Here is a 25,224-nt window from a genome sequence, read left to right as displayed (position 1 = left end):
GGCGCGAATGCCATGAGTAGCACTACTGTCCTCCCTGCAAACGTTGTTCATGAAGCGATCGATGAACGCCAGTTCATTCGCGCCAAGATCCCTGCCCGACTGACCCTGCAAGGTAACGGCGTCAAGGATCTGGAATGCGAGATTCAGGATATTTCCCTGGGCGGCATCGGCCTGCTGCTGGATCAACCGCTGAAGATCGGCAGCCTGTTCAATGGCTCGATCAAGCTGAAGCTGCACACGGTCGACCTGAACATCGACACCAAGCTGAAGATCGTTTCTCAGCGGGGCAGTGAGGTCGGAGCCGAGTTCGTCGAACTCGACCGGCAGAAGCGCGACATCCTGCGCTACATCATTTCCGCCTACATGTCCGGCGACATTGCCGACATCAATGGCTTGTTCAACGTCATGCAGCGCGAGAACTACATCAAGGAGCGCAAGACCAAACAGGCCAATGCGCGTACGCCCGGCGAGCGCCTTAAGGCGGCCCTCGGCTCGTTGCTGTTCTTCTGCGCCGGCGCCGGCGCACTGACCCTGATCGTTTACAAGAGCTATTTGCTGTTCTTCCAGATGCCCGCCGCACAAGCGGTCGTCAGCGCCAACGCCTATGTCATCAGCATGCCGGAGAACGGCAATCTGCGTTATCTGATCAATGCCGAGCAGACCAGTGTAAGCACCGGGCAACCCCTGGCCAGCGTCTCCACGCAACTGGCCAGCAGCCTCACCAGCCCAGCGGACATCGCTGCGGTGGCCAATCTCAATGAACAGGACGCCGCTGCCTTGCTGGGTCGAGTGACGGTGGAAACCGTAATTGCCAGCCCATGCGATTGCAGTCTCTACTTCCCGGCGCCGCGCCTGGATGGCTTCGCTTACAAACAGCAGGAGTTGGTACACCTGCTGCCACAGGGCCAGCCGCTGAACATTAAGGCCAGCGTGCCCTTTGATCGCATGGACAAGCTCGAGCGGGTTCGTGCGGTAGAAATGCGCGTACTCGGCAGCGACGAGACCTTCTCCGGCGAGATCGTCTCCAGCCGCGTGGATGCTCAACGGCAAATGGTCGAGCTGACCATCAAGCCTGATCGCCAGCTGCCACTCAGTGACTATCAATTGCCGGCGGCTGTCGAGTTCAAACTTGGCCTGCCTCTGCGCTGGGCATTCTGAGGTCACCATGTCGCTCAGATCCCTCCTTTGTACCACTGCCCTGTCGCTGGCGATCGCCAGCCAGGCGCACGCGGCCCGCAGCCTCGATCAGATTCGCTACGCGCTGTTCCAGGACAACCAGGCAGCAGTCGAAGAGGATCTGCGGGCCCTGGCCGCACGTGGCGACTTGGGCGCGACGCGGCTGCTCGGTGAAGTACTGGCCGGCCGCAGCCCGGCAAACGCCGCGCGCGCCATCGAGCTGTTCAAGCAGGCGTTCGCCGATGGCCGCGGAGACATCGGCGCACTGGTGCCATTGGCACGCCTGGTGGACTACAAACCACGCTGGCAGCAGGCCAACCGCGCCTACATGCGCCAGGCGCTACAGCGTTTCCCGGCTGGACGCGACTTCGTCAACGTCGACACCCGCCTGGAAGTGTTTCTGGTCTTTCCCGACCTGTTCAGCGAGGCGGAAGTCGCGCACTTGATCGAGCTCTATGACCGCGCTTGTCTGATGTACTGCCACGCACCGCTCTATCGCGCAGTGGCGGCGGCACGCGCCGGGGACACGGCAGCGGCGGACAAATGGTTCCGGCTGGCGGTCGAAAACGACCCGCGCGCCGTGTACCGCTACTACGATTTTCTCGGTGAGGCGCGTAACGAACGTTTCCGCGCCTTCGCCGAACAACTGGCGCCGCGCATGGATACGCTGCCGGTCGATCTGGTGCAGCGCATCGCCCAGCAACTGACGGAAGTGCGTAACGCCGAGATCAGCGCCTACAACAACAGCCGCCCGCAATCACGCGCGCAGACCGACGACGAAAAACAGGCCCGCGAGCTGAAAGCCCAGGCGCATGCCAGCCTCGTCGAGCAGCTCGACCGTGAAGTATTGCAGTGGCTGGATAACGCCATCGCCCGGGACTTCGGCCCGGCGATGATGAGCAAGGCCAACTTCCTGATGACCGCCCCGGACCGCTACGGCCCGGAGCCGGTTGTAGACCTTGTCCAACGCCTGGAACAGCGCCAGGGGCAGAACCTCAGCCTGAGCATGGCCGAGCGTGAACAGCCCATCACCGCGCAAAACATCAAGGCACTGCGCGCCAGGCTGCACATGGTGCTGTGGCGCACCCTCGACCCACACCTGAGCCAGCGCCTGATCGCCGAGCTGCAGGCCGAACACTACCCCGAGGCCACCCTGCTCGAAGGCGACATGTACAGCCAGGGTGTGCTGAATGAACCCGATCAGGAGCGCGCCCTGGCCTTGTACCTGCAGGAAGCCAAGGTCGGGTCGATCAATGCCCTGATGCGCATTGCTCGCCTCTACACCTACGGCCGCGCCATCTGCCGTGACAACGCCAAGGCCTACACCTTTGCTTTCGCCGCCCAGGAACTGGGCGATCAACGCGCTGCGGCGCTGGTAGAGGCACTTGGCTCCAGGCTCACGCCCGAGCAACGCACCACTGCCACCCGTGATGGCAATCGTCTCATCGAGGAGTTCGCCCTGTGATCCGCCCCAATACCCTGCGCTGCGCCGCACTGCTGATCGCTTGCCTGCCCCCCGTCCTGGCGCAAGCCGAGGAAATCGACAATCAACCGGCGGCAGCCAGCAGCCTGTCGCCCGAGCTCGAACCGGTCACCTCGCTGCTGACCCACAAGGTCTTCATGCGCACCGGCTACGGCCCCGACGAGACCCGCCTGGGCGAAGATCGCCGCACCTTCTTCAGCCTGCGCTACGAACCGTCCTACCGCTGGTTCTCGCCCGAGCAGCGCTGGGCCAAGTGGGAAGCCTTCGGTCGCCTGTGGCTCAACTACGACACCGATCCGAACGCCCTGCAGGACAACGAGGGCAACGACGAGAACCTGAGCCGCCGTCGTCATGCCTACAGCGAGGCCCGCGAGTTCTACGTACGCCGCAACCTGCTGGGCGACGACCCACGTTTCTCCGCCACCTTCGGTCGTCAGCGCTTCAGTGATCGTTTCGGCATCTGGTGGGACGACAGCATCGAAGCCATGCGCCTGGACTACAACGACAGTTTTGCCAGCGGCTTCGTCGCAGTCGCCGAGAAGTTCTACTACTACAACTCCGACGACAACCGCCTCGACCCGCGTGACAAGGACATCCGCTACCTGATGGCCGAGTACGCCTGGCGCTGGCACGCCGATCACTGGATCGGCGCCCGCCTGCTGCACGAGGACGATTATTCGGGGAGTTCGCCGGATGATCGCCAGGACTTCGATGGCCTGCGCTATGGCATTTTCCTGCGCGGCGATACACGTCAGCTGACCTCGCTGGTCAGCGACTACCAACTGGAAGTCGTCAGACTCGACGGCAAACAGGAGATCACCCAGAACAACGGCCAGCGTGATCGCGGCGACAAACGCGGCTGGGCAGTAGTCGGCGACGTTGGCAAACGCGTTGAAAGCCTGCCCTGGACACCGCGCGTCAGCCTCACCGCCGGCTTGACCGACCGCCCGGACGACAGCGGCAACGATGGTTTCAGCCTCAACCGCATTCAGTCGGACCGGCGCAACGACCCGTTCAGCTACAGCAGTCGCCTGGTCAGCAACCTGGTCAGCGTCAACCTGAGCAACCTGGCCTTCTACGGTGTCGGCCTGGAAACCCGGCCAACCGACCGTAGCCAGTTGGACGTGCGCCTGAGCGACCTGCGCCTGCGAAACGCTTCGGCACAACTGCCGCTGCGCACCACCAACGAAGGCGTGGTACGTGATACCGGCTCATCGCACCTGGGCCAAGTAATGGATATCAACCACTACTGGCGCATGTTCCCGCTGGCTTACGACGGCAAGCGCATCCAACTCAACACCCTGACCAGCCTGAGTTACTTCAGGGCCGGTAGTGCACTGGAAATCGGTGATGACTACCAGGTGACGCTGGGCATTACCCTGACCTATTGACCGAGAACGGTGCCAGCATGATCTTCGCATCCAATGTCTTTCTGTTCCTGTTCTTGCCGGTCTTCCTGCTCTGCTACTACCTGGCCAGGGACCATTGGCGCTCCTACGTCATCGTGCTCGGCAGCTACCTGTTCTACGCCTGGTGGCGCCCCGACTTTCTGTTGCTGTTCGTGGCGATTTCCTACTGGAACTACTGGTTCGGCCTGCGCATCAAGGCACGGATGGACGCAGGCCAGAAGAAGGTCGCCTTCCGCCTGCTGACCGTCGGCGTGATCGGTAACCTCGCCACCCTCGGCTATTTCAAGTACGCCAACTTCGGCGCAGACGTGCTGGTCGCGGTGCTTGAGCCGCTGGGTATCAATACCTTCACTCTGGAGCACATCATCCTGCCACTGGGCATTTCATTCTATGTGTTCCAGGCCTTGAGCTATATCGTCGACATCTACCGGCGCAACGCGGACCCCACCGATCGTTTCATCGACTTCGCTGCCTATATCGCCATCTTCCCGCAATTGATCGCAGGACCAATCCTGCGCTACAGCCTGATCGACAAACAGCTGAAGAATCGCAGCCACTCCCTGGAACTGTTTTCCCTGGGCGCCTGCCGCTTCATGCTCGGCTTCATCAAGAAAGTACTGATTGCCGACTCCCTGGCACCGATGAATACACTGTTCATCGGCGGTGGCGACCTACAGATGGCGGACGCCTGGTTCGGCCTGCTGATTTCCGCGCTACAGCTTTACTTTGACTTCTCCGGCTACAGCGACATGGCTATCGGCTTGGGCATGATGATGGGCTTCCGTTTCGCCGAGAACTTCAACCAGCCCTACATTGCGCAAAGCATTACCGAGTTCTGGCAGCGCTGGCACATGACACTCGCCGACTTTCTGCGCGACTACGTGTACATGCCACTGGTACGCAAGCGCCTGGTCGGCATGCTTACCGGCCTGGTCATCACCATGATGCTTTCTGGTCTTTGGCACGGCCCGAGCTTCGCCTTCATTTTCTGGGGCTTGTTCTTCGGCATAGCCATGGTCATAGAACGCCGGCTGGGCATCGCCACCAAGATCAACACGCCTTACAACTTCTGGCGCAACGCCCGCTGCATGTTCCTCCTGGCGTCCTGCATGCCGCTGTTCTTTACCGGCGCCCTGCCCCACGCCCTACAGATCTACAAGGCACTGATTGGTCTCAATGGCATTGGCTCACTGGACCTCTACTGGTTCGGCACCTCTGCCATGACCATGACCTTCACCCTGATTGCCCTGCTGTGGATCGTCATCGCCGGCTCGATCAACATCCGCTACTACGCCAGCGCGGGCCAGCAACCGTATTTCATGCAGCACGTGAGCGGCTTCGGCACGCTGCTACTGTGGCTCGGCTTCCTGCTGACGATCACACGCCTGGCGGCAAATTCGTTCTCCCCTTTCCTGTACTTCCAGTTCTGAGGTTGCCGACATGTTTCCGGTAATGAGCTCGGCCAGCAAGATCAATGGGATCCTGTTCTGCGTGCTGCTGTGCGGCATGTTCCTGTACTCGTTGCCCGCGGTGCTCGCCTTCTCCAGCACCCAGACACAGGCCATGTCGCTGTTTCTCGACGGCAAGCTGGTTCGCAAGTTCGAGCATTTCTACGACAAGCGTCTGTTCCTGCGCGATCCATCGGTCGAGTTGTGGGCCAATATCCAGCAGGCCATCTTCCGCGAGGGTGCGAGTGGCGTGGTACTGGGCCGCGATGGCTGGCTGTTCACCAACCAGGAATACCTGGTACCCAGCGATCTGGAGCAGAACCTGGACAAGCAACTGGCACTGATCGACAAGATTCATCAGCAGTTGGCGCAAAAGGGTAAGCGCCTGATCATGCTGCCGGTGCCGATGAAACTCGACACCTACGCCGAGCATTCGACCTACGTGCCCAGCGAACCCATCAGCGACCTCTATCAGCACTTCAGCCAGCGCCTGGCCGAGCGCGGCATCGACACGGTGGACCTGCGCAGCACCTACCAGAACGTCGCAGCCTCCGAACCGCTGTTCCTGCGCAACGACACCCACTGGAGCCCGAAAGGGGCCGAGGTGGCTGCGCAGACCCTGGCGCAGCAATTCCCCGATCTGCAGGGTGACACCTCCTACATCACCCAAGCCGCCGGCGAAAAACAGATCAGCGGCGACCTGCTCAACTACCTGAAATTCGACCCGAGGCTGGCCCCCAGCTATTTCGAGCCGGTGTACATCCAGCTGCATGAAACCCTCAAACAGGAGAAGGGCGGCCTCGATGACAGCCTGTTCGGTGAAGAGGCCATTTCCCTGGCGTTGGTCGGCACCAGCTACACCCGCATCGATGACTGGAACTTTGCCGGCTTTCTCAAGCAGGCCCTGCAGCGCGACCTGGTGACCGTCGCCCTGGAAGCACGCGGCCCATTCGAGTCCATGAACGAGTTCCTGGCCGGCCCTGCCGCGGCGGGTGGCGAGGTGCAAACGGTTATCTGGGAGTTCCCCCTGCGTACCCTCCTCGCCCAGCGCCAGATTCCTTCGCCCTGACATACCCAGACACTAGCAAGAGGTATCCGTATGCCCATGTTCATTCTTCGAATCCTGACCCTGCTGCTACTCAGCGCCACCGTCGCCCAGGCCGCCCAGGACAACAACGCCGACCTCTACGACCCGGTCGCCCCTGCCAACTCGGCATTCGTCAGGGTTCTGAACCTGAGCGATAGCAACATCGAGGTCACGCTCAGCGGCAAGAACAAACCGCAGTCCGTCACTGCCGGGCAGTTTGGTGGCTATCGCTTCGTCGCTCCCGGCATGCAGCGCATCGCCGCCGCCGGCCAGGTACTGGAGCGCGAACTCAAGGCCAATACCGCCAGCACAGTGGTGTATCGCGACGGCCAGCTGCTGCTGGTTGCCGACCAGTTCGTCAACGAGCCACGCAAAGCCCAGATCGCCTTCTACAACTTCACCGACAAGCCGGCAGCACTCAAGACCCTGGATGGCCAGCATGTCGTGGTCGACACGATCGAGCACGACCAGACCGGCAGCCGTATGGTCAACGAGTTGAAAATCGCATTCGCCGCCTATGCCGGCGACGCCAAACTGGTCGACTTCGACGAGCTGTTCTTGAAAAAGGGCCGCTCCTACAGCTATGCCCTGCTGCCGGCTGGTAGCGGCTTCCGCGCGATAACCCTGGCGAACAGCATAGATCCTACGGAATGAATCCCGAAGGCCTGGTCAAACAAGTGAGTGGACGATGACCTCCAAGAGCATGAAGCACTATTTCCTACTGGCCATCGGCAGCCTGATTGCCGCGGGTGCGCACGCCACTCCAGCCGTTACGCCAACAGAGCAGGCCGAAGACTGCAAGGACCTGCAATGCCTGATCTGCCCGCGCCTCAGCGCACCCGAGGAGTATGCCGAGGGCAACATGAAGGCGCTCAAGCAGATCGTGCCCGGAAAGGACCGCTGGCTGTTTCGCTCGGAGGTCGACCTGACCAATAATTTCGGCATTCCAGCCGCCGCCCAGCCGGAGTTCGCGCGCCTGATGCAAGCCTTCGCCAAGCACGGCACGCAGGTCGCGGTCACCGTACAGCCGACCCGTGGTCTGATGCACCGTGCCCAGTTGCTGCCTGGACAGGCACACGGCTTCGACTACCAGAAAGCCAGCGGCAACCTGCGCCGGTTCCTGCAGCAGATGCGCGACGCCGGGGCCATCGTGCCTGACATCATGCCCCTGGTGGAAAATCCGCCGAAGGACTTCTTCTTCCGCCGCGACCACCACTGGACGCCCGTGGGCGCACAGTCCACCGCTCGCGTAACCGCCGAGGCCATTCGCCAGAGCCCTGTCTTTGCACAGCTGCCGCGCAAGAACTACGTCACCGAGCAGACCCTGACGCTTTACAAGGACGGCACGCTGAACCTCGGGCTGTCGGCAATCTGCGGCAACCACTTCGGCTATCAATTCGTTCCTGGCTACCAGACCGTGCCGGAGAGCAATGACGCCGCGCAGTTGTTCGAGGAGCAACCCGACCCTGAAGTGGTGCTGGTCGGTACCAGTAACTCCGCCGCTCGCGAAGACGAAACCAAGCAGTTCAACTTCGATGGATTCCTCAAGCAGTATCTGAGCACCGACCTGATCAACTATGCACTGCCGGGTGCCGGTCAGGACGGTTCGCTGCTGGAATACCTGCTGTCGAGCAACTACTCGCCTGACAAGGCGCCGAAGCTCATCATCTGGGAGCTGCCAGCCAACTACCCACTGGACGGAGAGCTGACCTACCGCCAGCTGATCCCGGCGGTGAACGGTGGCTGCAAGGCCAGCGACAGCGTGCTCGAAGCCCAGCTGGAACGCCCGAGCATGGGCCTGAACGACCGCCTGGAACTGCTCAGCAATACGGGCGAAGGACGCCGGGATCTGAAGGGGCGCAATGCCGTGCTCGACATTCGGATCAGCGACCCCAACATCAAGAACTTCTACATCATCACCTACTACGACAACGGCACCCGCGACAAAGTGTGGTTCCGTCGAGAGGCCATCGTCACTGGTGGGCAGTACTACCTGGAGCTGAGCCGTGCTCCGGAGTTTCGCGATGCCAACCTGCTGTCGGTGCTGCTTGAACCCACGCAGACCGTTGAACAGCCTTTCAAGGTCGAGACCAAGCTATGCCTGTAAGCCCCCGCCTGACAGCCCTGCTGCTATTGCTCTGCGGTTCGCTGAGCGCCAACGCGACCCAGTCGATCTGGGCGCCGCAATCAACGGTGGCTGCAGGGCTGGTGGGCGACTATCGACAGGAGCGCTGCCCCAAGACGCCACCTGCCGCCTATACCGGCCACCTGCAACTGGACAGCAAGTATGACCAGAGCGACGCCAGCAAGAGTCGCCTGGTCGCGCAGCAGAGCAAGGACACCCAACGCATCCGCAAGCAGGTACAGGGCTACATAGGCGGTTTGATCAAGGCCGCCCAGGTTTTCCAGCGCACCCGCAAGGCCAACGAAGCCAACATCGCCCTGGCCTGCCTGGATCAGTGGCTCGATGCCTGGGCCAGCAAATCGGCCCTGCTCAGCGATGACGCCAGCAAGACCGGTGTCGCCTCGCGCAAGTGGGCCCTGGCCGCCATCGCCTCGACCTTGCTCAAGGTGCAGGCGCTGAGCGACCAGCGCTACCAGCTCAGTGCTGTTCAGACTCGCTGGCTGCAACAGCTTTCCGCCAAGGTCGTCGCCGAGTACGAACCACGCCGCTACGACACCGGCGTCTACTTCAACAACCACGACTACTGGGCCGCCTGGGCCGTCGCCGCCACCTCCATGCTGCTCGATGACGACAAGGGCCTGGCCTGGGCTGACGTCGCCTTGCGCCGGGCCTTCAGTCAACTCACCCCCGGCGCAGGCGACTATCAGTACCTGCCACTGGAAGTGGCCAGGGGACGACTGGCCGCGGACTACAGCCATTACGCGCTGGTTCCGCTGACGCTGTTGGTCGAGGCAGCAGAGTTCAACGGTCGCCCGCTCACCGAACAGGAACGAGCCAAATTCGCCGGCCTGGCCAATTTCGCCGCCCGCGCCGTGCTCGAACCCAAGACCCTGCCTGAGTTGACCGAGCGGCAGAGCGATGTCGGCCCGCACAAGATGGTCTGGCTGTTGCCCTTCCTCAACCGCTATCCGCAGCACCAGTGGGGCCGCCGCCTGTACCAGGCAGAGGGTGAAGAGATCAACAACTACAGCCAGGTTGGCGGCGATCTCAAGCCGCTTTACCCCCAGCTAAACTGACCCAGGATGTCGCCATGTCACAGGCACTGACTCTATCTCGCGTAATGCTGCTGATGACCTGTACCGTCAGCCTGGCAGCCCTTGGCGCCCCGGCAGCCTTGCACACCCTCGACCCACAGTGGCAACAGCAGCAGCAACAGCACAGCAGTGCCCTGATCATGCAGCGCAGCCAGCCGCCTGTGCTCGACATCCAGGCTCCCAGGCAGCGCGGCAGTGTCAGCCTGGAGCCCATGTACTCCGCCCAGGCAGGCAGCTGGCCTTTCGAACCGTTCGTACACAATGGCCTGTTCAGAGCCATCGCCGGCTATCAGGCACAGCATCCACGTGCAGTAGTCATCCGCGGCGGCAGCGTCACTCTGGAGCAACTGCAGGTGCAGTTGAACGACGCCAAGGTCTTGGGTCGCCATGAAGATGGCTACCTGCTCAGCTACCCGCTGATGATCGCCGAAGATGCCGCGCTGCTGATCGATGACCAGGTGCTCTACCTGTTCGGCCCATCAGGCACGGCGCTGATCAATCAGGGGTCGCTGCGCGTGCAGAACTCGCGCCTGCAAAGCTGGAGCGACGGCCGCGCCACGGCCACCGATCGCCCTACCCGCCCCTTCATCATGAACTGGGCTGGCAGCCGGCTGCTGATCGAAAAGTCGCAACTGGTCAGGATCGGCTATAACGCCAATCTCGCGCGCGGCGTCAGCAGCGGCCTGAGCTCGCAACAGTCGGCCAATATCGCCCCTGCCCAGATCCAGATCGACAACAGCCGCTTCGAGGAAATGGCCAGTGCGCTGGAGCTGAACCATAGCCAGGCGCTGGTTCGTAACAACCAGTTCACCAAGCAACAACAATATGCCATCGACGTGGGCAGCAGCCGCTTTCTGATTGCCGACAACCGCATCGACGGCGTGAAGAACAACAGTGGCGTGCGTGTCAGCGGCAGCAGTAGCGGGCGCATTCAAAACAACCTGATTCTGCACGCTGGCAAGAGTGCCATCGAAGTCAGCGCTCAGAACGGCGCCCTGCTGATCCAAGGTAACCGCCTGGGCGCATCTCAGGGCTATGGCCTGATGCTGCGGCAGATCGGCGATGGCTCAGGCCTGCTGATCCAGAACAACCTGATCGCTAATAGCAAACTGAACGCCATCGACGCAGCAGAACTGAGTGGTGCGCTGATTATCGACAACCGCATCCACTCGACCCCCGAATACGCCATCAGCCTGCGCAACGCCCAGCCCGCCACGGGGAAGCTGGTGATCACCGGCAATACGTTGGAAAGCATCGGCAAAGCCATGATCCGAGTGGAAGGCATGCAGAACACCATACTCGGCGACAACCACTTCAAGGCCACCCCGCTATTGCAAAACCTACTGATAGGTGACCTGCTGCCACTGCAAAGCCAGATACTCGACAGCACGGTACGCCGTAGCTGCCACCTGCAGATTTCCCAGAGTGCGGGCGAAGTGGCCGACGCCCCCAGCTGCAACAACTAGCCCTCATGACCCACCGGCAGCGCTGGCCAAACCACAAGTGAAGGCTAGCGGTGCTCGACCTTCAATTGGCTGAAGCTTGCCGCTCCCGCGTTGGTCTCATTACCGCTGTTGTCGAGGGTATAAACCCCTGCCTTGAAGTACAGGCCATGGCTTGCCCATGCTTTGTTCAAGCTACGACTCCAGGTTTTCACTGCCCCACCGGGTTCGAACAGACCAATGGTGAGCAGGCCGTTCTTGGCCAGGTGGATTTCATAGCTGAAGTCCTGATCCAGCCTGATCTTGTTCGACAGCACGATCTTGGTCGAATCAGCATCAGCAGGATGCCCGCGAAACGCGATCACCACGTTTCCATAACCGCTCTGCGGCGAATACTGATACCCCAGCATCAAAGGCGGCGAAGTGTTCTGTTTGGAGTGAATCTGAGAGAACGCCAGCATGCCACTGCCTGGAACCTGAGTGATTCTGGCGGTAGCACTCAACATATTGTTTGCAGCACTGTACGGCCAATTACGCAGAGAGCCGTCGGCGTAGGTTTCCCGTAACTCACTCCGTGGATACACCGAGTTGCTGGTGGTAGAACCACTGGCCGGTGCCCAGAAGAAAATCCGCCCGTCCCGTGACTGAAAATAGTCATCCTGATACCCACCGGCCAGGATGGGCGTATCTATGACGGCCGCAGGCACGCCTACGGGGATGGTCAGGTTCCAGGTGGCAAGATCGATCATGACTGAACTCCATGGATAAAAGGGTCATCACAGGCCCACTCAGTCCCGCCACCCGGCAACCACAAGCCTTAAGTGGCAGCGGCTTCGAGTTGAGGCAGAGCTTATATTTGAGTTCAGCAGAGGTTAACGACTACGCATCATAATTTTGGCGCTTATTTTTTGACGCGACTCTCATATCAATTGAACGCCTTGTCCTCTCGATTAGGTGCTTGAGGGCATCACCAAGCCCACTCACTAGCGGCGGCACAGCGCCCCCGTGTGGATACAACGAATGCGAGCGAATCGGAATCGTCGGGAAGGCACGGATCAAAGCCCCAACGGTTTTTACCCCAACCACCTGATAGCACAAGAAAATTTTCAAAATAAGCTTCGCCAAAGCTGATTGAGCTGTTATGATGCGCGCCGCTTGGGAAGATGCCGGAGTGGTCGAACGGGACGGATTCGAAATCCGTTGTGTCAGCAATGGCACCTAGGGTTCAAATCCCTATCTTCCCGCCATATCTCAAGCTTAAGCCCCTGAAATTCCTAGAGTTTCGGGGGCTTTTGCTTTCTGCGGCATGCAAGGTGTCGAAGAAGTGTCGAAAGCGGCTAGAGACTGCAGCTAGCTCTGGATCGGCGGCCACATCCTGGCGACGTGCACCAGGGCGAGAATCCAGACGGCGTCACGCTCAGCCTGATAGACCAGGCGGTAGTTTTCGTGGGGGATCAGTTCGCGAGTACCGGCGACCGTTCCCAGTCTGCCCTTCTCGGGGAAGTCAGCCAGCGAGGCTGCAGCAGCGCTGAATAGCTCGTCCATGTGCACGGCAGCACGAGGGTTTTCAGTGGCGATATATTCCCAGATATCCAGACGATCCTGCAGGGCCTCGGGGGTCCATATAACCTGCATCAGTGACCCAAGGCCTTAGCACGGCGAGCGGCGAATTCAGCTTCCACATCATCATTGGATCGGCCACGACCCGCTTCTACCGATGCCCTGGCAACAGCGACCTTGCGTTGCACGAACTCATCATGCTCTTTGGCCTGTTGCTGCTGGCGAATGAAGTCGCGCATAAGGTCGCGCATAACCTGGGAAGCCGGCCGGTGTGCAGCTTGAGCGGCAGCCATGAAGCCTTCGCGCAACTCGGGTTCAAGCTTCAGGTTGAAAACGGCTTCTTTGGCCATGGTGCGTCACCTCATGTCTTGGCTGTATCTACAACGTATATACGTTGTGTGCATCTTAAGCCAAGCACCTGACACAAGAAAGCACTCAGCCGGCCGGGGTGATGATCGCCAGGAAGCGCTGGTGATCGCTAGCCGGTCCGAACCTGACGACGTCCTGCAGGTGATCGGGTGCAAGGTGCGCGTAACGCATAGTCATGACCAGAGTGGTGTGGCCCAGGATCTTCTGCAGAGTGAGGATGTTGCCGCCGTTCATGACGAAATGGCTGGCGAAAGTGTGCCGAAGCACGTGTGAGGACTGGCCAGCAGGCACCGGCAAGCGAGACTCACCCAGGGCCTTGTCGAAGCTGTTCAGGCAATTGCTGAACTGGCCGTGTTGCTTGAAGTGCCGGTGTATCTGTTGTTCCAGCTCCAGGGCGATGGGGATCGAGCGAACCCGCTTGCCTTTGGTGTTCACGAACGTAACCAGCTGGTTGCGTACCCGGTCGGGCGTCAGGGCCTGAGCCTCACCCCAGCGGGCACCCGTGGCCAGGCAGATGGCGGCAATCATGGCGACATGGGGCGTCCGGCAATAGCGGTGAATGGTGGCGAACAACGTCTCTATCTGGCTATCGGTCAGGTAGGCCAGTTCCTTCTCCTGCAGACGCAGAGGACGGACGCGAGCCAGCGGGTTGGCGTAGTCGATTTCGCCAAGCTGGTGCAACACGTTGAAGACTGAGCGCAGATAGCCCAGGCGGTTGTTCAAGGTCTTTGGGTTGGCACCGGCTTTGATCGCCTGGGTTCGATACTCAGCGTACTCATTGCCGGTCATCTTGATGGCCACCGGATCGCTAAGCTCTTTGGCCAACGCATCCAGCAGACGACGCCTTGCCTCACCATCGCTCAGGGTGTGGGCATGCAGCGTTGCCCAACGGTCGATCAACTCAGAGAGCTTGCGGCGGTCCTTTGGCTTGGGCGCCCACTCAGGTGCATTGATGACCTTGGCCCTGCAGGTGGCTTCGAAGCGCTGGGCCTCTCCCTTGGTCTTGAACGTCTTACGAAAACGCCGGCCCTTGATGGGTTCAACGTCGACTTTCCAGCGTCCGTCAGGCAGTTGCTCGATAGCCATCAGACCGCCCTGCCCCACCGCACATGCCGCTCCTCGAGGATGCCTTTGATGTGTTTATAGAGTGCGTCTTCGTCCATGCCTTTGGCGGCATAGTGATCGCGGATTACCGGCCAGCACTCCCACTCCTTGAGCCGATAAAAACCCTTTCTAGCGCCCACTCGCTCCCGTGCCAGCAGGCTTACGAAGTTTCCCAGGAACAGTTCCACATTCTTACCGGAGAAGCCCCGAGACGTCTTGTAGCTGCGCCTGTAGTCGGTGTCATCCAGAAGGGAATCGACCGGTAGATCGACGCGGGCATCGTCACGGATCAACGTCCAGATGGGTTCGAAGTATCCAGGGCGAGCCAGCAGCTTGAACTGGCGCAGGCCGTAGCGCCAAAGACCATCGAGGTGCGGGGCGAAGGCGGCGAAGCTGTTCGTCTCGATGGCATTGCCGGTCTGCAGATCGACCGAGCCACTGGCGAATTGCTGGATGATCGAGTGGTGGTAACGCAGCTCTACGCGCCAAACGGTCTGGTCCGGGTTGTAGTTGTCAGGATCGCCTTCGTCGAAGCTGTCACGACGCCGCCAGACCCCTTCCCAGTAGTCGAGCTTGTCAGTGGCCTTGGCCTGTTCGGTTTTGTTGTAGATCGCCAGCTGGACGCCACCGGCAGAGCCAAACATGTAGGTTTCGCCGCGGCCGTACACGCTGCTTTTGGTCTCCCAGGTAATTTCCTTGATGCCGGAGATATCGCGGGCGGCACGGGCGCGGCAGTGCATGCGGGCGACCATATCGCTGGGCGGGGTCCAGCCTTGCAGATCCAGGGCGAGGTGGACGGCGCATTGGTTGCGCTCGATGTTGGTGAGGATCTGTTCTGCGTAGAAATCCATGCGGGCTTGGAGGCGCTCAGGCGACAGAGCATCAATGGCATGCGGGGACACCTCGACCTTGAGGTGTGGGCCGATGTTCTCGACTTTGGCGTTGTAGTTCTTGAGCAGCAGCACAAAGCCCAGGTCGGCGTTCTGCAGCTTGTACTGGTAGCCAGAATCCTTGCTCACACGGCCTGCATGCCAGCGCTCTCCTGCGAAGTCGACAATGGTGCCGGGTTTGTCGAACAGGCACAGCAGCTCCGGCCGGAGCAGGCCACGATAGAGCTGGCGGACGGTATCGACGCCACAGCGCAATAGGCGAACCCGGCACAGATCGACGATCTGAGCAGTACCAGGATCAATGAAAATCCGGCCTTCGGAGCTGTTCTCTCCATTGAGGTCGAGACGGGCGAAGTCTTTGATGCTCATTGCTGGGTTTCCTTATTGGCCATTACTTGCCACTTCATTCTTCGTTTATCTGACGTGTTACAGGGGCGTCAGCGGCGTGCGCGCCGCTCGCTCCCTCTGAACTGAACCGCTCGCTCGCGGCGCGCATGCCACCTCCTCCTCAAGCCATCTAAGCGGGCGTAGATCGTTTGGCTGCTGGCTGATGAACTGGCCAAAGCTGTAAGCCAGGGAAATGAGCAGGAGAAGGAAAGAGAGAGGGTGAAAGGCTTCCATGGGAAACACTCCGGGTTAGCGCATGCGGCGCAGGACTGAGGCGACCATGCCGCCTGAAAGGCCGATAGCGAAGGCAAGCAAGGTGCCGCCAAAGCCCACACCAAAAGCCTCTAGAGAAAAGCCACCGGATACGAGAATGTCGACGTAGCCCGCCGCTTCGGGCGGAATCAGATAAGCCTGCTGCCAGCCAAGCTGGGAGCAGGAGAGCGAGCCGTCAGGGTGGTTCACCCAGCTCATGCACACTTGCACGGCGACGGTGCTCATTCAGCAGCCCTCACACACCAAGGGCTTTGCCCTTGTCATCCCACTCTTGCCGCCGAGGGCTCGGGAGCGCGGGGTGGTGAAGCTACCCCACACTCCCGTGGTCAGGCTGATAGTCATCGTGGTGGGTCAAGGGTGCGCTGCGCCCGTGCTTCCGTTCGACGGAACGGTGGAGCTGTTCCGACGAGCCGGGAGCGCGGCCCCTGACCCGGAACCATCGGCGGAATGGGTCAGGGTCATGCGGTCCAGTACGTTGCCGGAACCATGCCGGTCGCGGTGCCGCATCGCCCTGATAGTGCAAATGTCGTCGAAGTAGAACTCGTTCGGGTTGCGCGTGCTGGAGCTGAGCTCAACACCCAGGAAGCACGGGGCGCCTTGCATATCCGGCGTCGGGATCAGCACGCCGACAATCTGGATACATTGCCAGAAGGATTCCGGCTCAGCGTCCCAGGCGGTTTCGACCAGCGCAGTTTTGCCGACGTAGCTAAGAGCCGTGGCCGTGTCGAGCTGGATACGTGGCTTACGCATGGTGGCGTTCTCCTTCCTTGGTTTGGCCCTGAAGCAGGTGCGTTAGCTGCAGGCGCTCCAGCACCTTGGCGGGGGCATGGCGGTCGCGAATGCCCCGGATAACGTTGATGTTGTCGAAGTAGACCTCTAGCGGCAGGTCTTCGCTGCCATCGAACGGCATGACGAGGAAGTAGCCGTCTTCAAAGACTCCCGGCACCGGCAGCACCACGCCGACGATGTGGTAGCAGCGCCAGAGCATGTCGTTGTCGCCGCCCCAGCGCAGTTCTACGAGCACGGTCTGGCCGATGAAGCCGATAGCGGTGATGGGGTCGAACACCAGGGCAGGCTTAGACATGGGCGTAGTCCCCCGCGCGGAATACGGTCTTGCCCTTCTCCAGATCGGCGCGGAGGCGAGCAAGGTTGACCATGCGGAAGTCGGCCAGCTTCATGCTGGGGATGGTCTGGCTGTCTACCCAGTTGATGACCTCTTCCACCGTCACACCGCTCAGCTCGGCAAAGGTCTTCACGCTGCAGAGGTCGAGGCTTTCGTTCGTGGCGGTCATTCGTCCCACTCCTGTTCCAACAGTTTTTGAGTGAGCAGCGCGACGTTAACCATCACGTGGCGCCCGACCTTGCGGTGCGGGATGTAGCCGTTGCGCATCCAGCCGCGAACGGTGTCGTGGTCTTCACTCATGCGAATCCAGTTTGCGAACTCACGCCACGGCATCATCGGCGGCGGGTTCACAAGGTCTTTCAGCGTCAGGGGGATTCCTTCCATCGGAGTGGCCTTTGTTGCACTATGTTGGTCTATAGGTAGCTAACGCCATGGACTATATCCATGGACATAGTGCAAACAATATCTCTTGGAGTATGTTCTGTACATAGTCCAAATAATGATTAATTGCTATCAAATGACCATTACTGATAGAGCGCTTCAACTTATCGGGCAGAGCAACCTCAGCGACCTGACACGTGCCGGAGAGACCGACTACAACCGCTGGGTGAGCATCAAGCGCGGCAGGGCGAGGGTTGGGGCGGATGAGATAGAAATTCTGGGTAAGGCTTATCCGCAATATCGCTGGTGGATCAGCACTGGTGAGGTGCTACCGGAAATCGGCCAGACCAGCCCTGAGTACGACGAGGCCAACAGAAACTTGACCGATCAAGACGCGGGATAGCGATCACCCAGGAAGTAGCTAGGCGCTGGTATGCCCGTAAGGAAAGGAGATTCAAGGATGAAGGCTAACAGAGACGACGCCCCGGAATGGCTAACCAGCCGACCGCGCAAAAGCGGCAACCTGGGTGTTGTACTTGCTGGCGTGATTGGCATGGTCATTACCCTTGGCGCACTGACTGTGGCCGGCCAAGCTTTCATGCAAACCACCGTAAAGAACCTGTCCGAGAACAGACAGCAACCGAAGCCCAAGCCGGTTGCCGAGATCACCCGAGCAGAACCAGCACCTAGCAAGGACTGGGATCTGATCGTAGATCAGCAGGCAAGGCGAGACGCAATGTCTCAGCAGCCAATTGAACAGCCCACCAGCTCAGAAAGCCCCGCCATAAAGCAAACCATGTTCAACGATGAGAATTACACCCCGCGAGGGGCTGACAACGTGCTCAGCCTTCGCGAGAGTTATCAGCCGGTGGAGCCAGAGAAGCCCGCCGGAAAGGTAAAGGTGACGGTTATCAAGGAGGAACAAAAACTGAAGGATTGGGCCTGCTGGGGTAAAGAGGGAAGCATTGAGCGGCGCAACTGCAAGACAAAAGTAGGTCTGAATTATAGAAATTAAAAATCTATAAAAGACATATCTATATAATTGGAACTCTATTGCTTAGGGTTATGCCGTCATCCTTGTCGGGCTTGTTTTTCTCAGTATGATTTATAGCAAGGCACATATAAATAAGGGCATTTCTGGTTTGCTTTAAAACATACATGCCTTTGTCAATAAGCTCTAAGCTGGTGACCTTGTAAGCATAATCATGTGCGTTACCCCAAAACAGTGAGTGGTGATTTTTTTCTGTCACTACACGCACCCAGCCGTGCTCAAGCTCATTTCTGAGTTCGCGCACTTCAAATGCCTCATCCTCAAGCCAATATGAGGGTCTTTGTTCCTTGCCATCATGCGGACTAAAGTCTTTGCTTAACCAATAAAGTGCAGTTAAGAAAGGGTTTGCCTGGTCTTTGAGGATTGCTTGACGAGAAAACCACTGTCGATTAAAGGCAACATCTTTGCTGTTTAAGTTGTAATATTTGTCTAGCAATTTTGATATTTTGTCTAAGATGCTAAAGCAGCCTCTTAGTGCGCTTTTTATTTTCTCGATATGTCCATTGTAAAGCACTCCATCTAGAGTGTCTGTAAGGTATTTGTCTTTGTCGATGAATCTCCTGTACTGCTTGGTTATACCTTCATAGAAAACGTGCCGATGAAAGCAGTACTCATTTTTCATAGAGGAAAATGATGCAGACAGATAAGGGCCCTCAGAGACTGGTGTGCTATATGGAGGAAAGCCTAGAACGTCGTGATCTACAACCCAGGCGGAATCAAGATCGTTTAATGGGTTCAAAAATAGCACATTGTCCTTACACCATGCTCGATACCTCATTTCTTCTTTAGCATGTCTTGGCATGTAATCATGACCTAATAGGTCAGGATCGGAGTCAAATGAATCCTGTGCATGCTCAATGAATTTTGAGATTAGAGAGTCACTTTCTGGTGTAAAGCTAGACTGTATGCCCGAATGATAAAAGAAACCTTTAGATTTTAGCTTTTTCAGATAATTATAAGAATAAAGCTGGTAGTAGTAGGTATGCGAGTCATCATAAAGGTAGCTAGATAAATTCAAAAGCCCACTTGCCAGCCTATATAGTGCGACCTCTTGCGGTTCACCTGGATTAACTATGCCTTTCTTCCATAGAGGAATAGCCTCAAATATCCTGCATAAATACTCGAGAGAGTTTGCGTGATTAACTTGAACCTTATGCAAAATATTTTCGGCATGCTCATTGTATCTATAAAATTTCCTGTGGCAAATAATGGCATTTGCATAGTCAGGATTGTCCCAGGCGTCACCTTTGCGTGCTCCAAGAAACTGATATATATTTGACAGATAAAAAGTTAGAGTGCTTTTGAAATTGTCAGAGCCAGTCTTTTTGTCATTTATAAGGCAATTGATTTGATCGGATAAAGTGATCAGTAAGTCGGCTCTTTCATTGTCGATAGCGCTATCTATATCTAGAGCAAGGGAACTTAATAGATCTAGATTATTTTCCAAAATTAACACCCCTTAACTGATAGGGTTGTAATAGTATTATTTCGGTTTGGATGTATTGCTCTATATCTGGCTTGCCGATAGGGGTGGCCTTATCACTGCGTGGTGTGCCAATGTAAACTTAAGCAGTGAAGTTATAGTGCGAAGAGGTTTGATAATCGTAAATTGAAATTGCCCTTCCGTTGATGTGCCCGCTAAAGTGACTGCTTGTATGGTAGTCGTAACCTGTAAAGCTATTGCCGTTTATGGTCAATTGTATGTGCGCGCCATTACCATAATCATATAAATTGGTTGGCGATCCTGAAACATGGCAGCCTCTGTCGTAATCATAGATGTTGATGTTTCTATGGCTTACATTTCCACTTATGTTTATGTGTTTCGATTGTGAGTAGTCGTAAATTGACGACGCTCTCGAACCGGATAAGCAAGCAATAATATAAGCAATGCATGCTCTAGCACTTGGGGTCACTGTACGCACTCCTGTAAAGACTAGCGATAAATAGCACGGACTTTAGGATGAAGACTTACTCTGACAGACATATCAGAGCGTACACGTTGATGGCCAGAGGCTAGCTACAGCAAACAGGCGTGTCTAGAAGAAGTGTCGATAAAGTGTCGAAATCAACGGGCGACAAAGGGCCGCAGTGGGCAGGAGCGATGCGGCGAAAGCCCCGATTTTGCTGGCTTTGGGCAACGATGGGCAGCAACGGGCACCCGTAAAAACGGGTTCAAATCCCTATCTTCCCGCCATACAGAAAAGCCCCGAATTGCACTGCAGTTCGGGGCTTTTGCTTTCTCGGGCGAGCGTATTCTGCTTGCCTCCTGGCTGGACATACAAAAACGCCGCCCTCCCCTCCGGGAGCGCGGCGTTTTTGTGCCTGCCTGACGCTATCGTTATTCGGTCAAGCGCGTCAGCGCTTCGCGGTACTTGTCGGCGGTTTTCTGCGCCACGTCTGCCGGTACGGCTGGGGCCGGGGCTTGTTTGTTCCAGCCGGTGGACTCCAGCCAGTCGCGCACGAATTGCTTGTCGAAGCTCGGCGGGTTACTGCCTTCGGCGTAGCTGTCGGCCGGCCAGAAGCGGCTGGAGTCCGGGGTCAGCACTTCATCCATCAGGGTCAGGGTGCCGTCTTCGTCCAGGCCGAATTCGAACTTGGTGTCGGCGATGATGATGCCGCGGGTAGCAGCGTACTCAACAGCCGTGGTGTACAGCTTGATCGCGGTATCACGCACCTGGGCGGCCAGTTCGGCGCCGATGATGGTTTCGCACTGCGCGAAGCTGATGTTCTCGTCGTGGTCGCCAACAGCGGCCTTGGTCGAGGGGGTGAAGATCGGTTGCGGCAGCTTGGCTGCTTCCTTCAGGCCGCTCGGCAGCGCAATGCCGCAGACGGTGCCGCTCTTCTGGTATTCCTTCCAGCCGGAGCCGACGATGTAGCCACGCACGATGGCTTCCACGGCGACTGGCTTGAGACGCTTGGCGACGACCGCGCGGCCTTCGACCAGCGGCAGCTCGGCGGCCGATACGACGTCTTCGGCCTTGTCCCCGGTGAAGTGGTTGGGCACCACGCCCGCCAGTTTGTCGAACCAGAAGTTGGAGATGGCGGTGAGAATCTTGCCCTTCTCCGGAATCGGTTGTTCGAGGATGACATCGAATGCCGACAGACGATCAGTGGCCACCATCAGCATGCGCTTGTCGTCGATTTCGTAGAGGTCGCGGACCTTGCCCGAGTAGATCTTCTTCAGGCTCAAGGTAGTGGGTGTGCTCATATCGGCATTCCGTTTCTGGCAAACAAAACAGGCGAAACCTTTACGGGTTTCGCCCATCGATTAACGGCTGGAGCGCGCTGCAGGCCGTTTTTCAACGACCTGCTGGCGGCGGTCAGCCAAGGTTATCCTGGATCAGGCTCAGCACACGGCGCGATACCTCGGCCGGGGCAATGGTGTTGAGATCTTTTTCCACGGTGACCTGCACACCATCGCCAACCGGCGTCAGGCGTACTTGATAGCGCTCGGCGCGGGCTTCGATCTCTTCCTTGCTCGGCGCGCTGCCGAACAGGCGACCGAAGAAGCCAGGCTTCTCTTCGTTGATCTGGGCACCTTCGGCCATGTTGATGTAGTACAGGCCAAGGCTGCGGTTGAGGTCGTCGACGCGCACGTCGCCAAGCTCCAGTGAGCGGCCAACACCCGACCAGGCACGGTCGAAGTCGGCGCCGAGGTTGAGTACCGGGTTGCCGTTGCCATCTTCGCTCAGGCTGACGCGGCTGGGGGCATCGAAGTCGCGCGCGGCGAGCAGCGATACGGAACCGCCCTGCTCTACACCACGGGCCATGCTCACCAGCATTTCGTCGAGTAATGCAGCTTCAAGACTGGCGTTGCCGCTACGTGCAGCGAACTCGACATCGGCCGTGCTGCCGGCAGGACGCTCGGCGCTGGTGACGAAGACTTCACTGGTGTTGCGCTGCACGCCCGGCTCGATGCGCACGCGCACACGGGTTTCGGCATCCGGAGCGACACCGGAAACGCGGCTGCTCAGGCGGCGAGCCATACCGGCAGAGAGCTCGTCGAAACGCTGCCAGGAAGTGGTGAACTCACCGACCTGCGGACGCTCGTCGGCAATGCGGAAACCGTTGTCTTCGAAGAACTGGCGAGCCAGCGGCCAGACCTCAGCCGGCACGCGCTGGGCCACGACCCAACGCGAATCGCCGCTACGCTGCAGACTGAACTCACGCTCATCGGCACGCACCTGCAAGCCTTGTGGGCGCGGCACTTCGAATTCGGCGGGCGTCGCAGAGGTACTGGCAACCTGGGCAGGCACCGGCAGCAACGGATCGAGGCGCTTGGCCTGGACGTCGGCCGGCAATTGCATCGGTGCAGTCTGGCGCGCTTCCAGGTAGTCGCTACCGCGATCACGGAAGTAGCCATTTTCACCCCAGAGCCAGCCACAACCGCTGGTACTGGAGACGATCAGAGCAAGGGCGGAAAATCCGGCCAGTCGCTTCATGCGTAGAATCCTTGAGTTAAGCCAATACACCGCACTGGCGCATGGCCTGGCGCAGCGGTTCGTGACAGCGCGGGCTAAGCCAGGTCAGCGGTAGGCGAATACCGTCGCCCATCAAGCCCATTTCGTGCAGCGCCCATTTCACTGGAATAGGGTTGGATTCGAGGAACAGCGCCTTGTGCAGCGGCATCAATCGGTCGTTGATCGCACGGGCGATGGCAGCCTCGCCACGCATGGCAGCAGCGCACAGGTCGCTCATGGCGCGCGGCGCAACGTTGGCGGTAACGGAGATGTTGCCCTTGCCGCCCAGCAGCATCAGCTCAACGGCAGTCGCGTCATCACCGGAGTAGACGAGGAAATCCTTGCTGACGCGATCCAGTACGTCCTGGGCGCGCTGCAGGTCGCCGGTGGCTTCCTTGATACCAATGATGTTGTCGATCTTCGACAGGCGCTCGACAGTCTCCGGCAGCATGTCGCACACGGTACGGCCCGGCACGTTGTAGAGAATCTGCGGGATGGCCACGGCTTCGGCGATGTGGCGGAAGTGCAGGTACAGACCTTCCTGAGTCGGCTTGTTGTAATACGGGGTGACCAGCAGGGCAGCGTCGGCACCGACTTCCTGAGCAGCACGAGTCAGCTCGACCGACTCACGAGTGGAATTGCCGCCAGTACCGGCGATGACCGGGATACGACCGGCAACCTGCTTGACGACGCGCTTGATCACCTCGATGTGCTCAGGCACTTCCAGCGTGGCGGACTCACCGGTGGTGCCGACCGCGACGATGGCATTGGTGCCCTCTTGCAGGTGGAAATCCACCAACTTGCTCAGGGCCTCCCAATCCAGACCACCCTGCGCATCCATGGGCGTGACCAGTGCCACCATACTGCCCGCAATCATGCAACTGCTCCTGCCGGAAAAATTGAGCCGTAATGGTACTGGTGCCACCAGTCCGGCACAAGCAACGGACAAGGGCTTATCGGTGCTGGCCGTCGTCCGATGCACAAGGCTCTGCCATTCCCCTCAGCGGCGCTTTTCGCTAACCTGCTGTCTTTGGTCCGTGGCTTCTCGTGCGCGGACCGTTCATCGCTTTAGGAAGGCTGCATGTCCACCCCCCCCGTTCGCGAACAATTCCTCGTTATCAGTGCTCTCGGCCGCGATGCCATGGCCCTGACCAACCTGCTCAGCCGCACCAGCCATGAGAACCGCTGCGCGGTGATCGGCACTCGCCTGAGCCGCCATGGTGAGTTCAGCGCCCTGGTGCTGCAGGTGTCCGGTAGCTGGGACGCACTGGCGCGCCTGGAGTCAAGCCTGCCGCTGCTGGCCAAGAAGCATGACTTCACCGTGGACGTGGCTCGTAGCGCCGCCGCCGAGGTGCGTCCGCAGGCACTGCCTTATGTGGCCTACGTCAGCGCTGTGTATCGCCCGGACATTCTCAATGAGCTGTGCCAATTCTTCATCGATCACCGCGTCGAGCTGGAAAGCCTGACCTGCGATACCTACCAGGCGCCACAGACCGGCGGCACCATGCTCAATGCCACCCTGACCGTGACACTACCGGCCGGCACGCAGATCAGCTGGCTGCGCGATCAGTTTCTCGACTTTGCCGATGCGTTGAATCTGGATGCGCTGATCGAGCCCTGGCGTCCGCAGAATCCCTGACGATCTGCTGCGCGTCGGCCCTGCTGCGTTAGAAACAGGTTCGGCCTGCTCATTTACAACTCGTGGAGTCGAGCGTGATTCCGACCGGCCTCACCTGTTTCTGCGGGGCCGCCATCGGTATTGCATGGCTCTAGCTCGCGAGATCGCCGACAACCTCTAAATGAAGGAGTTTCCATGTCCGTTGAACTCGATAAAGCCGTTGCCGACTTCCAGGCCGAAGCCACCAGTGGTCTGCAGGTTAAGCTGTCCGCCCTCAAGGGCCAGCAGGTGGTGCTGTATTTCTACCCGAAGGACGCCACGCCGGGCTGCACTACCGAAGGCATGGACTTCAGTGCTCGCTTCGAGCAGTTCAAGGCGGCCAACACCCTGATCTTCGGTGTGTCGATGGACAGCCTGAAGAAGCACGAAAGCTTCAAATGCAAGCAGGCGTTCCCCTTCGAGCTGATCAGCGACGAAGAACATCAGCTGTGTGACCAGTTCGGCGTGTACCAGCTGAAGAAGAACTACGGCAAGGAATACATGGGCATCGTGCGCAGCACCTTCCTGATCGACAAGGATGGCGTGTTGCGTGAAGAGTGGCGCAACCTCAAGGTCGCCGGCCATGTCGACAAGGTACTGGCAGCAGCCGAGGTGCTGAACAAGGGCTGAGCGGGTGACGGCAGTTTGTCGGTGCGCACGGCGCACCCTACGGTGTCGCTGCCAAAACCTAGTTGTCACACCTGC

27 protein-coding genes and 1 tRNA gene are annotated in these 25,224 nt (G+C 58.8%); 14 read left to right on the top strand and 14 right to left on the bottom strand.

Annotated features, from left to right (window positions below; translation table 11 throughout):
- Positions 1-12 precede the first annotated feature (12 nt).
- From BM059_RS05360 to BM059_RS05320, 9 genes are read left to right on the top strand one after another with little or no spacing between them, the layout of a single operon-like run.
- Positions 13-1,158, top strand: a complete 1,146-nt coding sequence (locus BM059_RS05360) for a PilZ domain-containing protein (protein WP_037001408.1) — start codon at positions 13-15, stop codon at positions 1,156-1,158.
- 7 nt (positions 1,159-1,165) lie between these two features.
- Positions 1,166-2,641 (top strand): SEL1-like repeat protein, encoded by a 1,476-nt coding sequence (locus BM059_RS05355; RefSeq protein ID WP_074937224.1) that lies wholly within the window; start codon positions 1,166-1,168, stop codon positions 2,639-2,641.
- A complete protein-coding gene (locus BM059_RS05350; RefSeq protein WP_083413233.1) occupies positions 2,638-4,050 on the top strand; it encodes an alginate export family protein in 1,413 nt (470 codons plus the stop codon). Before BM059_RS05355 ends, BM059_RS05350 begins: the two co-directional genes overlap by 4 nt.
- Before the next feature lie 17 nt (positions 4,051-4,067).
- The gene (locus BM059_RS05345) at positions 4,068-5,498 is read left to right on the top strand and encodes an MBOAT family O-acyltransferase (RefSeq protein ID WP_037001428.1); all 1,431 of its coding nucleotides are present in this window, start codon (positions 4,068-4,070) and stop codon (positions 5,496-5,498) included.
- Positions 5,499-5,508: 10 nt separating this feature from the next.
- Entirely contained in the window at positions 5,509-6,585 is a 1,077-nt protein-coding gene (locus BM059_RS05340; protein WP_074937221.1) for an alginate O-acetyltransferase, read from the top strand.
- Between the two features lie 36 nt (positions 6,586-6,621).
- Positions 6,622-7,257 (top strand): alginate O-acetyltransferase AlgF, encoded by a 636-nt coding sequence (locus BM059_RS05335; protein ID WP_241766119.1) that lies wholly within the window; start codon positions 6,622-6,624, stop codon positions 7,255-7,257.
- A 34-nt stretch (positions 7,258-7,291) separates the two neighbouring features.
- Positions 7,292-8,710 carry an alginate O-acetyltransferase AlgX-related protein gene (locus BM059_RS05330; RefSeq protein WP_074937217.1) on the top strand — a complete coding sequence of 473 codons (1,419 nt, stop codon included), beginning with the start codon at positions 7,292-7,294 and terminating at the stop codon, positions 8,708-8,710.
- Positions 8,701-9,804 (top strand): polysaccharide lyase, encoded by a 1,104-nt coding sequence (locus BM059_RS05325; RefSeq protein ID WP_037001413.1) that lies wholly within the window; start codon positions 8,701-8,703, stop codon positions 9,802-9,804. The genes BM059_RS05330 and BM059_RS05325 overlap by 10 nt, the downstream gene beginning before the upstream one ends.
- 14 nt (positions 9,805-9,818) lie before the next feature.
- The gene (locus tag BM059_RS05320) at positions 9,819-11,288 is read left to right on the top strand and encodes a right-handed parallel beta-helix repeat-containing protein (protein WP_037001415.1); all 1,470 of its coding nucleotides are present in this window, start codon (positions 9,819-9,821) and stop codon (positions 11,286-11,288) included.
- A gap of 44 nt (positions 11,289-11,332) precedes the next feature.
- On the opposite strand, the gene BM059_RS05315 is transcribed toward BM059_RS05320, so the two are convergent.
- Positions 11,333-12,013, bottom strand: coding sequence for a polysaccharide lyase family 7 protein (locus BM059_RS05315; RefSeq protein WP_074937215.1), 681 nt, complete (start codon positions 12,011-12,013; stop codon positions 11,333-11,335).
- 408 nt (positions 12,014-12,421) lie between these two features.
- Between BM059_RS05315 and BM059_RS05310 the strand changes: the two genes are divergently transcribed.
- A tRNA-Ser gene (locus BM059_RS05310) sits at positions 12,422-12,511 on the top strand.
- Between the two features lie 103 nt (positions 12,512-12,614).
- Here the strand turns inward: BM059_RS05310 and BM059_RS05305 are convergent.
- The 9 genes from BM059_RS05305 to BM059_RS05255 form a co-directional block, all read right to left on the bottom strand.
- The gene (locus BM059_RS05305; protein WP_037001418.1) at positions 12,615-12,899 is read right to left on the bottom strand and encodes a type II toxin-antitoxin system RelE/ParE family toxin; all 285 of its coding nucleotides are present in this window, start codon (positions 12,897-12,899) and stop codon (positions 12,615-12,617) included.
- Complete coding sequence (locus BM059_RS05300; protein ID WP_037001419.1) at positions 12,899-13,174, bottom strand: hypothetical protein; 276 nt, start codon at positions 13,172-13,174, stop codon at positions 12,899-12,901. The genes BM059_RS05305 and BM059_RS05300 overlap by 1 nt, the downstream gene beginning before the upstream one ends.
- Before the next feature lie 85 nt (positions 13,175-13,259).
- Positions 13,260-14,279 carry a phage integrase gene (locus BM059_RS05295; RefSeq protein ID WP_074937432.1) on the bottom strand — a complete coding sequence of 340 codons (1,020 nt, stop codon included), beginning with the start codon at positions 14,277-14,279 and terminating at the stop codon, positions 13,260-13,262.
- Complete coding sequence (locus BM059_RS05290) at positions 14,279-15,556, bottom strand: hypothetical protein (protein WP_074937212.1); 1,278 nt, start codon at positions 15,554-15,556, stop codon at positions 14,279-14,281. The genes BM059_RS05295 and BM059_RS05290 overlap by 1 nt, the downstream gene beginning before the upstream one ends.
- A 267-nt stretch (positions 15,557-15,823) precedes the next feature.
- Complete coding sequence (locus BM059_RS05280; protein ID WP_074937207.1) at positions 15,824-16,072, bottom strand: hypothetical protein; 249 nt, start codon at positions 16,070-16,072, stop codon at positions 15,824-15,826.
- 126 nt (positions 16,073-16,198) lie between these two features.
- Positions 16,199-16,597: a hypothetical protein gene (locus BM059_RS05270; protein ID WP_074937204.1), complete on the bottom strand. Its 399-nt coding sequence runs from the start codon at positions 16,595-16,597 to the stop codon at positions 16,199-16,201.
- A complete protein-coding gene (locus tag BM059_RS05265) occupies positions 16,590-16,931 on the bottom strand; it encodes a hypothetical protein (protein WP_074937201.1) in 342 nt (113 codons plus the stop codon). Before BM059_RS05265 ends, BM059_RS05270 begins: the two co-directional genes overlap by 8 nt.
- Positions 16,924-17,139 carry a hypothetical protein gene (locus tag BM059_RS05260; protein ID WP_074937198.1) on the bottom strand — a complete coding sequence of 72 codons (216 nt, stop codon included), beginning with the start codon at positions 17,137-17,139 and terminating at the stop codon, positions 16,924-16,926. Before BM059_RS05260 ends, BM059_RS05265 begins: the two co-directional genes overlap by 8 nt.
- Entirely contained in the window at positions 17,136-17,354 is a 219-nt protein-coding gene (locus tag BM059_RS05255) for a MerR family transcriptional regulator (protein ID WP_074937196.1), read from the bottom strand. The genes BM059_RS05260 and BM059_RS05255 overlap by 4 nt, the downstream gene beginning before the upstream one ends.
- Before the next feature lie 133 nt (positions 17,355-17,487).
- Between BM059_RS05255 and BM059_RS05250 the strand changes: the two genes are divergently transcribed.
- Positions 17,488-17,754, top strand: a complete 267-nt coding sequence (locus BM059_RS05250; RefSeq protein WP_074937430.1) for a DNA-binding protein — start codon at positions 17,488-17,490, stop codon at positions 17,752-17,754.
- Positions 17,755-17,811: 57 nt separating this feature from the next.
- Positions 17,812-18,366, top strand: coding sequence for a hypothetical protein (locus BM059_RS05245; RefSeq protein ID WP_074937193.1), 555 nt, complete (start codon positions 17,812-17,814; stop codon positions 18,364-18,366).
- Between the two features lie 19 nt (positions 18,367-18,385).
- Here the strand turns inward: BM059_RS05245 and BM059_RS25155 are convergent, their stop codons facing one another.
- The 4 genes from BM059_RS25155 to dapA all read right to left on the bottom strand — a co-directional run bounded on the left by BM059_RS25155 (position 18,386) and on the right by dapA (position 23,739).
- Positions 18,386-19,849, bottom strand: coding sequence for an LA2681 family HEPN domain-containing protein (locus BM059_RS25155; RefSeq protein WP_139220705.1), 1,464 nt, complete (start codon positions 19,847-19,849; stop codon positions 18,386-18,388).
- 891 nt (positions 19,850-20,740) lie between these two features.
- Positions 20,741-21,610: a phosphoribosylaminoimidazolesuccinocarboxamide synthase gene (locus BM059_RS05230; RefSeq protein ID WP_074937184.1), complete on the bottom strand. Its 870-nt coding sequence runs from the start codon at positions 21,608-21,610 to the stop codon at positions 20,741-20,743.
- A 112-nt stretch (positions 21,611-21,722) separates the two neighbouring features.
- The gene (bamC, locus tag BM059_RS05225) at positions 21,723-22,844 is read right to left on the bottom strand and encodes an outer membrane protein assembly factor BamC (protein ID WP_074937182.1); all 1,122 of its coding nucleotides are present in this window, start codon (positions 22,842-22,844) and stop codon (positions 21,723-21,725) included.
- Positions 22,845-22,860: 16 nt separating this feature from the next.
- A complete protein-coding gene (dapA, locus tag BM059_RS05220) occupies positions 22,861-23,739 on the bottom strand; it encodes a 4-hydroxy-tetrahydrodipicolinate synthase (protein WP_074681415.1) in 879 nt (292 codons plus the stop codon).
- A gap of 204 nt (positions 23,740-23,943) precedes the next feature.
- On the opposite strand from dapA, the gene BM059_RS05215 reads away from it, so the two are divergent.
- The gene (locus tag BM059_RS05215) at positions 23,944-24,501 is read left to right on the top strand and encodes a glycine cleavage system transcriptional repressor (RefSeq protein ID WP_037000523.1); all 558 of its coding nucleotides are present in this window, start codon (positions 23,944-23,946) and stop codon (positions 24,499-24,501) included.
- Positions 24,502-24,675: 174 nt separating this feature from the next.
- Complete coding sequence (locus tag BM059_RS05210; protein ID WP_074937179.1) at positions 24,676-25,149, top strand: peroxiredoxin; 474 nt, start codon at positions 24,676-24,678, stop codon at positions 25,147-25,149.
- The last annotated feature ends 75 nt before the right edge of the window (positions 25,150-25,224 follow it).

Origin of the sequence: Ectopseudomonas composti, assembly GCF_900115475.1 — a bacterium.
Classification (GTDB): Bacteria; Pseudomonadota; Gammaproteobacteria; order Pseudomonadales; family Pseudomonadaceae; genus Aquipseudomonas; species Aquipseudomonas composti.
The sequence above is the reverse complement of the archived record's forward strand: the minus strand, read 5'-3'. Positions and strand labels throughout refer to the sequence as shown.

Bases quoted from the DNA above. Each gene is read 5' to 3' on its own strand.
- BM059_RS05360 (WP_037001408.1), top strand. From the start codon at position 13: ATGAGTAGCACTACTGTCCTCCCTGCAAACGTTGTTCATGAAGCGATC.
- BM059_RS05355 (WP_074937224.1), top strand. From the start codon at position 1,166: ATGTCGCTCAGATCCCTCCTTTGTACCACTGCCCTGTCGCTGGCGATC.
- BM059_RS05345 (WP_037001428.1), top strand. From the start codon at position 4,068: ATGATCTTCGCATCCAATGTCTTTCTGTTCCTGTTCTTGCCGGTCTTC.
- BM059_RS05340 (WP_074937221.1), top strand. From the start codon at position 5,509: ATGTTTCCGGTAATGAGCTCGGCCAGCAAGATCAATGGGATCCTGTTC.
- BM059_RS05335 (WP_241766119.1), top strand. From the start codon at position 6,622: ATGTTCATTCTTCGAATCCTGACCCTGCTGCTACTCAGCGCCACCGTC.
- BM059_RS05330 (WP_074937217.1), top strand. From the start codon at position 7,292: ATGACCTCCAAGAGCATGAAGCACTATTTCCTACTGGCCATCGGCAGC.
- BM059_RS05325 (WP_037001413.1), top strand. From the start codon at position 8,701: ATGCCTGTAAGCCCCCGCCTGACAGCCCTGCTGCTATTGCTCTGCGGT.
- BM059_RS05320 (WP_037001415.1), top strand. From the start codon at position 9,819: ATGTCACAGGCACTGACTCTATCTCGCGTAATGCTGCTGATGACCTGT.
- BM059_RS05315 (WP_074937215.1), bottom strand. From the start codon at position 12,013: ATGATCGATCTTGCCACCTGGAACCTGACCATCCCCGTAGGCGTGCCT.
- BM059_RS05305 (WP_037001418.1), bottom strand. From the start codon at position 12,899: ATGCAGGTTATATGGACCCCCGAGGCCCTGCAGGATCGTCTGGATATC.
- BM059_RS05300 (WP_037001419.1), bottom strand. From the start codon at position 13,174: ATGGCCAAAGAAGCCGTTTTCAACCTGAAGCTTGAACCCGAGTTGCGC.
- BM059_RS05295 (WP_074937432.1), bottom strand. From the start codon at position 14,279: ATGGCTATCGAGCAACTGCCTGACGGACGCTGGAAAGTCGACGTTGAA.
- BM059_RS05290 (WP_074937212.1), bottom strand. From the start codon at position 15,556: ATGAGCATCAAAGACTTCGCCCGTCTCGACCTCAATGGAGAGAACAGC.
- BM059_RS05280 (WP_074937207.1), bottom strand. From the start codon at position 16,072: ATGAGCACCGTCGCCGTGCAAGTGTGCATGAGCTGGGTGAACCACCCT.
- BM059_RS05270 (WP_074937204.1), bottom strand. From the start codon at position 16,597: ATGCGTAAGCCACGTATCCAGCTCGACACGGCCACGGCTCTTAGCTAC.
- BM059_RS05265 (WP_074937201.1), bottom strand. From the start codon at position 16,931: ATGTCTAAGCCTGCCCTGGTGTTCGACCCCATCACCGCTATCGGCTTC.
- BM059_RS05260 (WP_074937198.1), bottom strand. From the start codon at position 17,139: ATGACCGCCACGAACGAAAGCCTCGACCTCTGCAGCGTGAAGACCTTT.
- BM059_RS05255 (WP_074937196.1), bottom strand. From the start codon at position 17,354: ATGGAAGGAATCCCCCTGACGCTGAAAGACCTTGTGAACCCGCCGCCG.
- BM059_RS05250 (WP_074937430.1), top strand. From the start codon at position 17,488: ATGACCATTACTGATAGAGCGCTTCAACTTATCGGGCAGAGCAACCTC.
- BM059_RS05245 (WP_074937193.1), top strand. From the start codon at position 17,812: ATGAAGGCTAACAGAGACGACGCCCCGGAATGGCTAACCAGCCGACCG.
- BM059_RS05230 (WP_074937184.1), bottom strand. From the start codon at position 21,610: ATGAGCACACCCACTACCTTGAGCCTGAAGAAGATCTACTCGGGCAAG.
- bamC (WP_074937182.1), bottom strand. From the start codon at position 22,844: ATGAAGCGACTGGCCGGATTTTCCGCCCTTGCTCTGATCGTCTCCAGT.
- dapA (WP_074681415.1), bottom strand. From the start codon at position 23,739: ATGATTGCGGGCAGTATGGTGGCACTGGTCACGCCCATGGATGCGCAG.
- BM059_RS05215 (WP_037000523.1), top strand. From the start codon at position 23,944: ATGTCCACCCCCCCCGTTCGCGAACAATTCCTCGTTATCAGTGCTCTC.
- BM059_RS05210 (WP_074937179.1), top strand. From the start codon at position 24,676: ATGTCCGTTGAACTCGATAAAGCCGTTGCCGACTTCCAGGCCGAAGCC.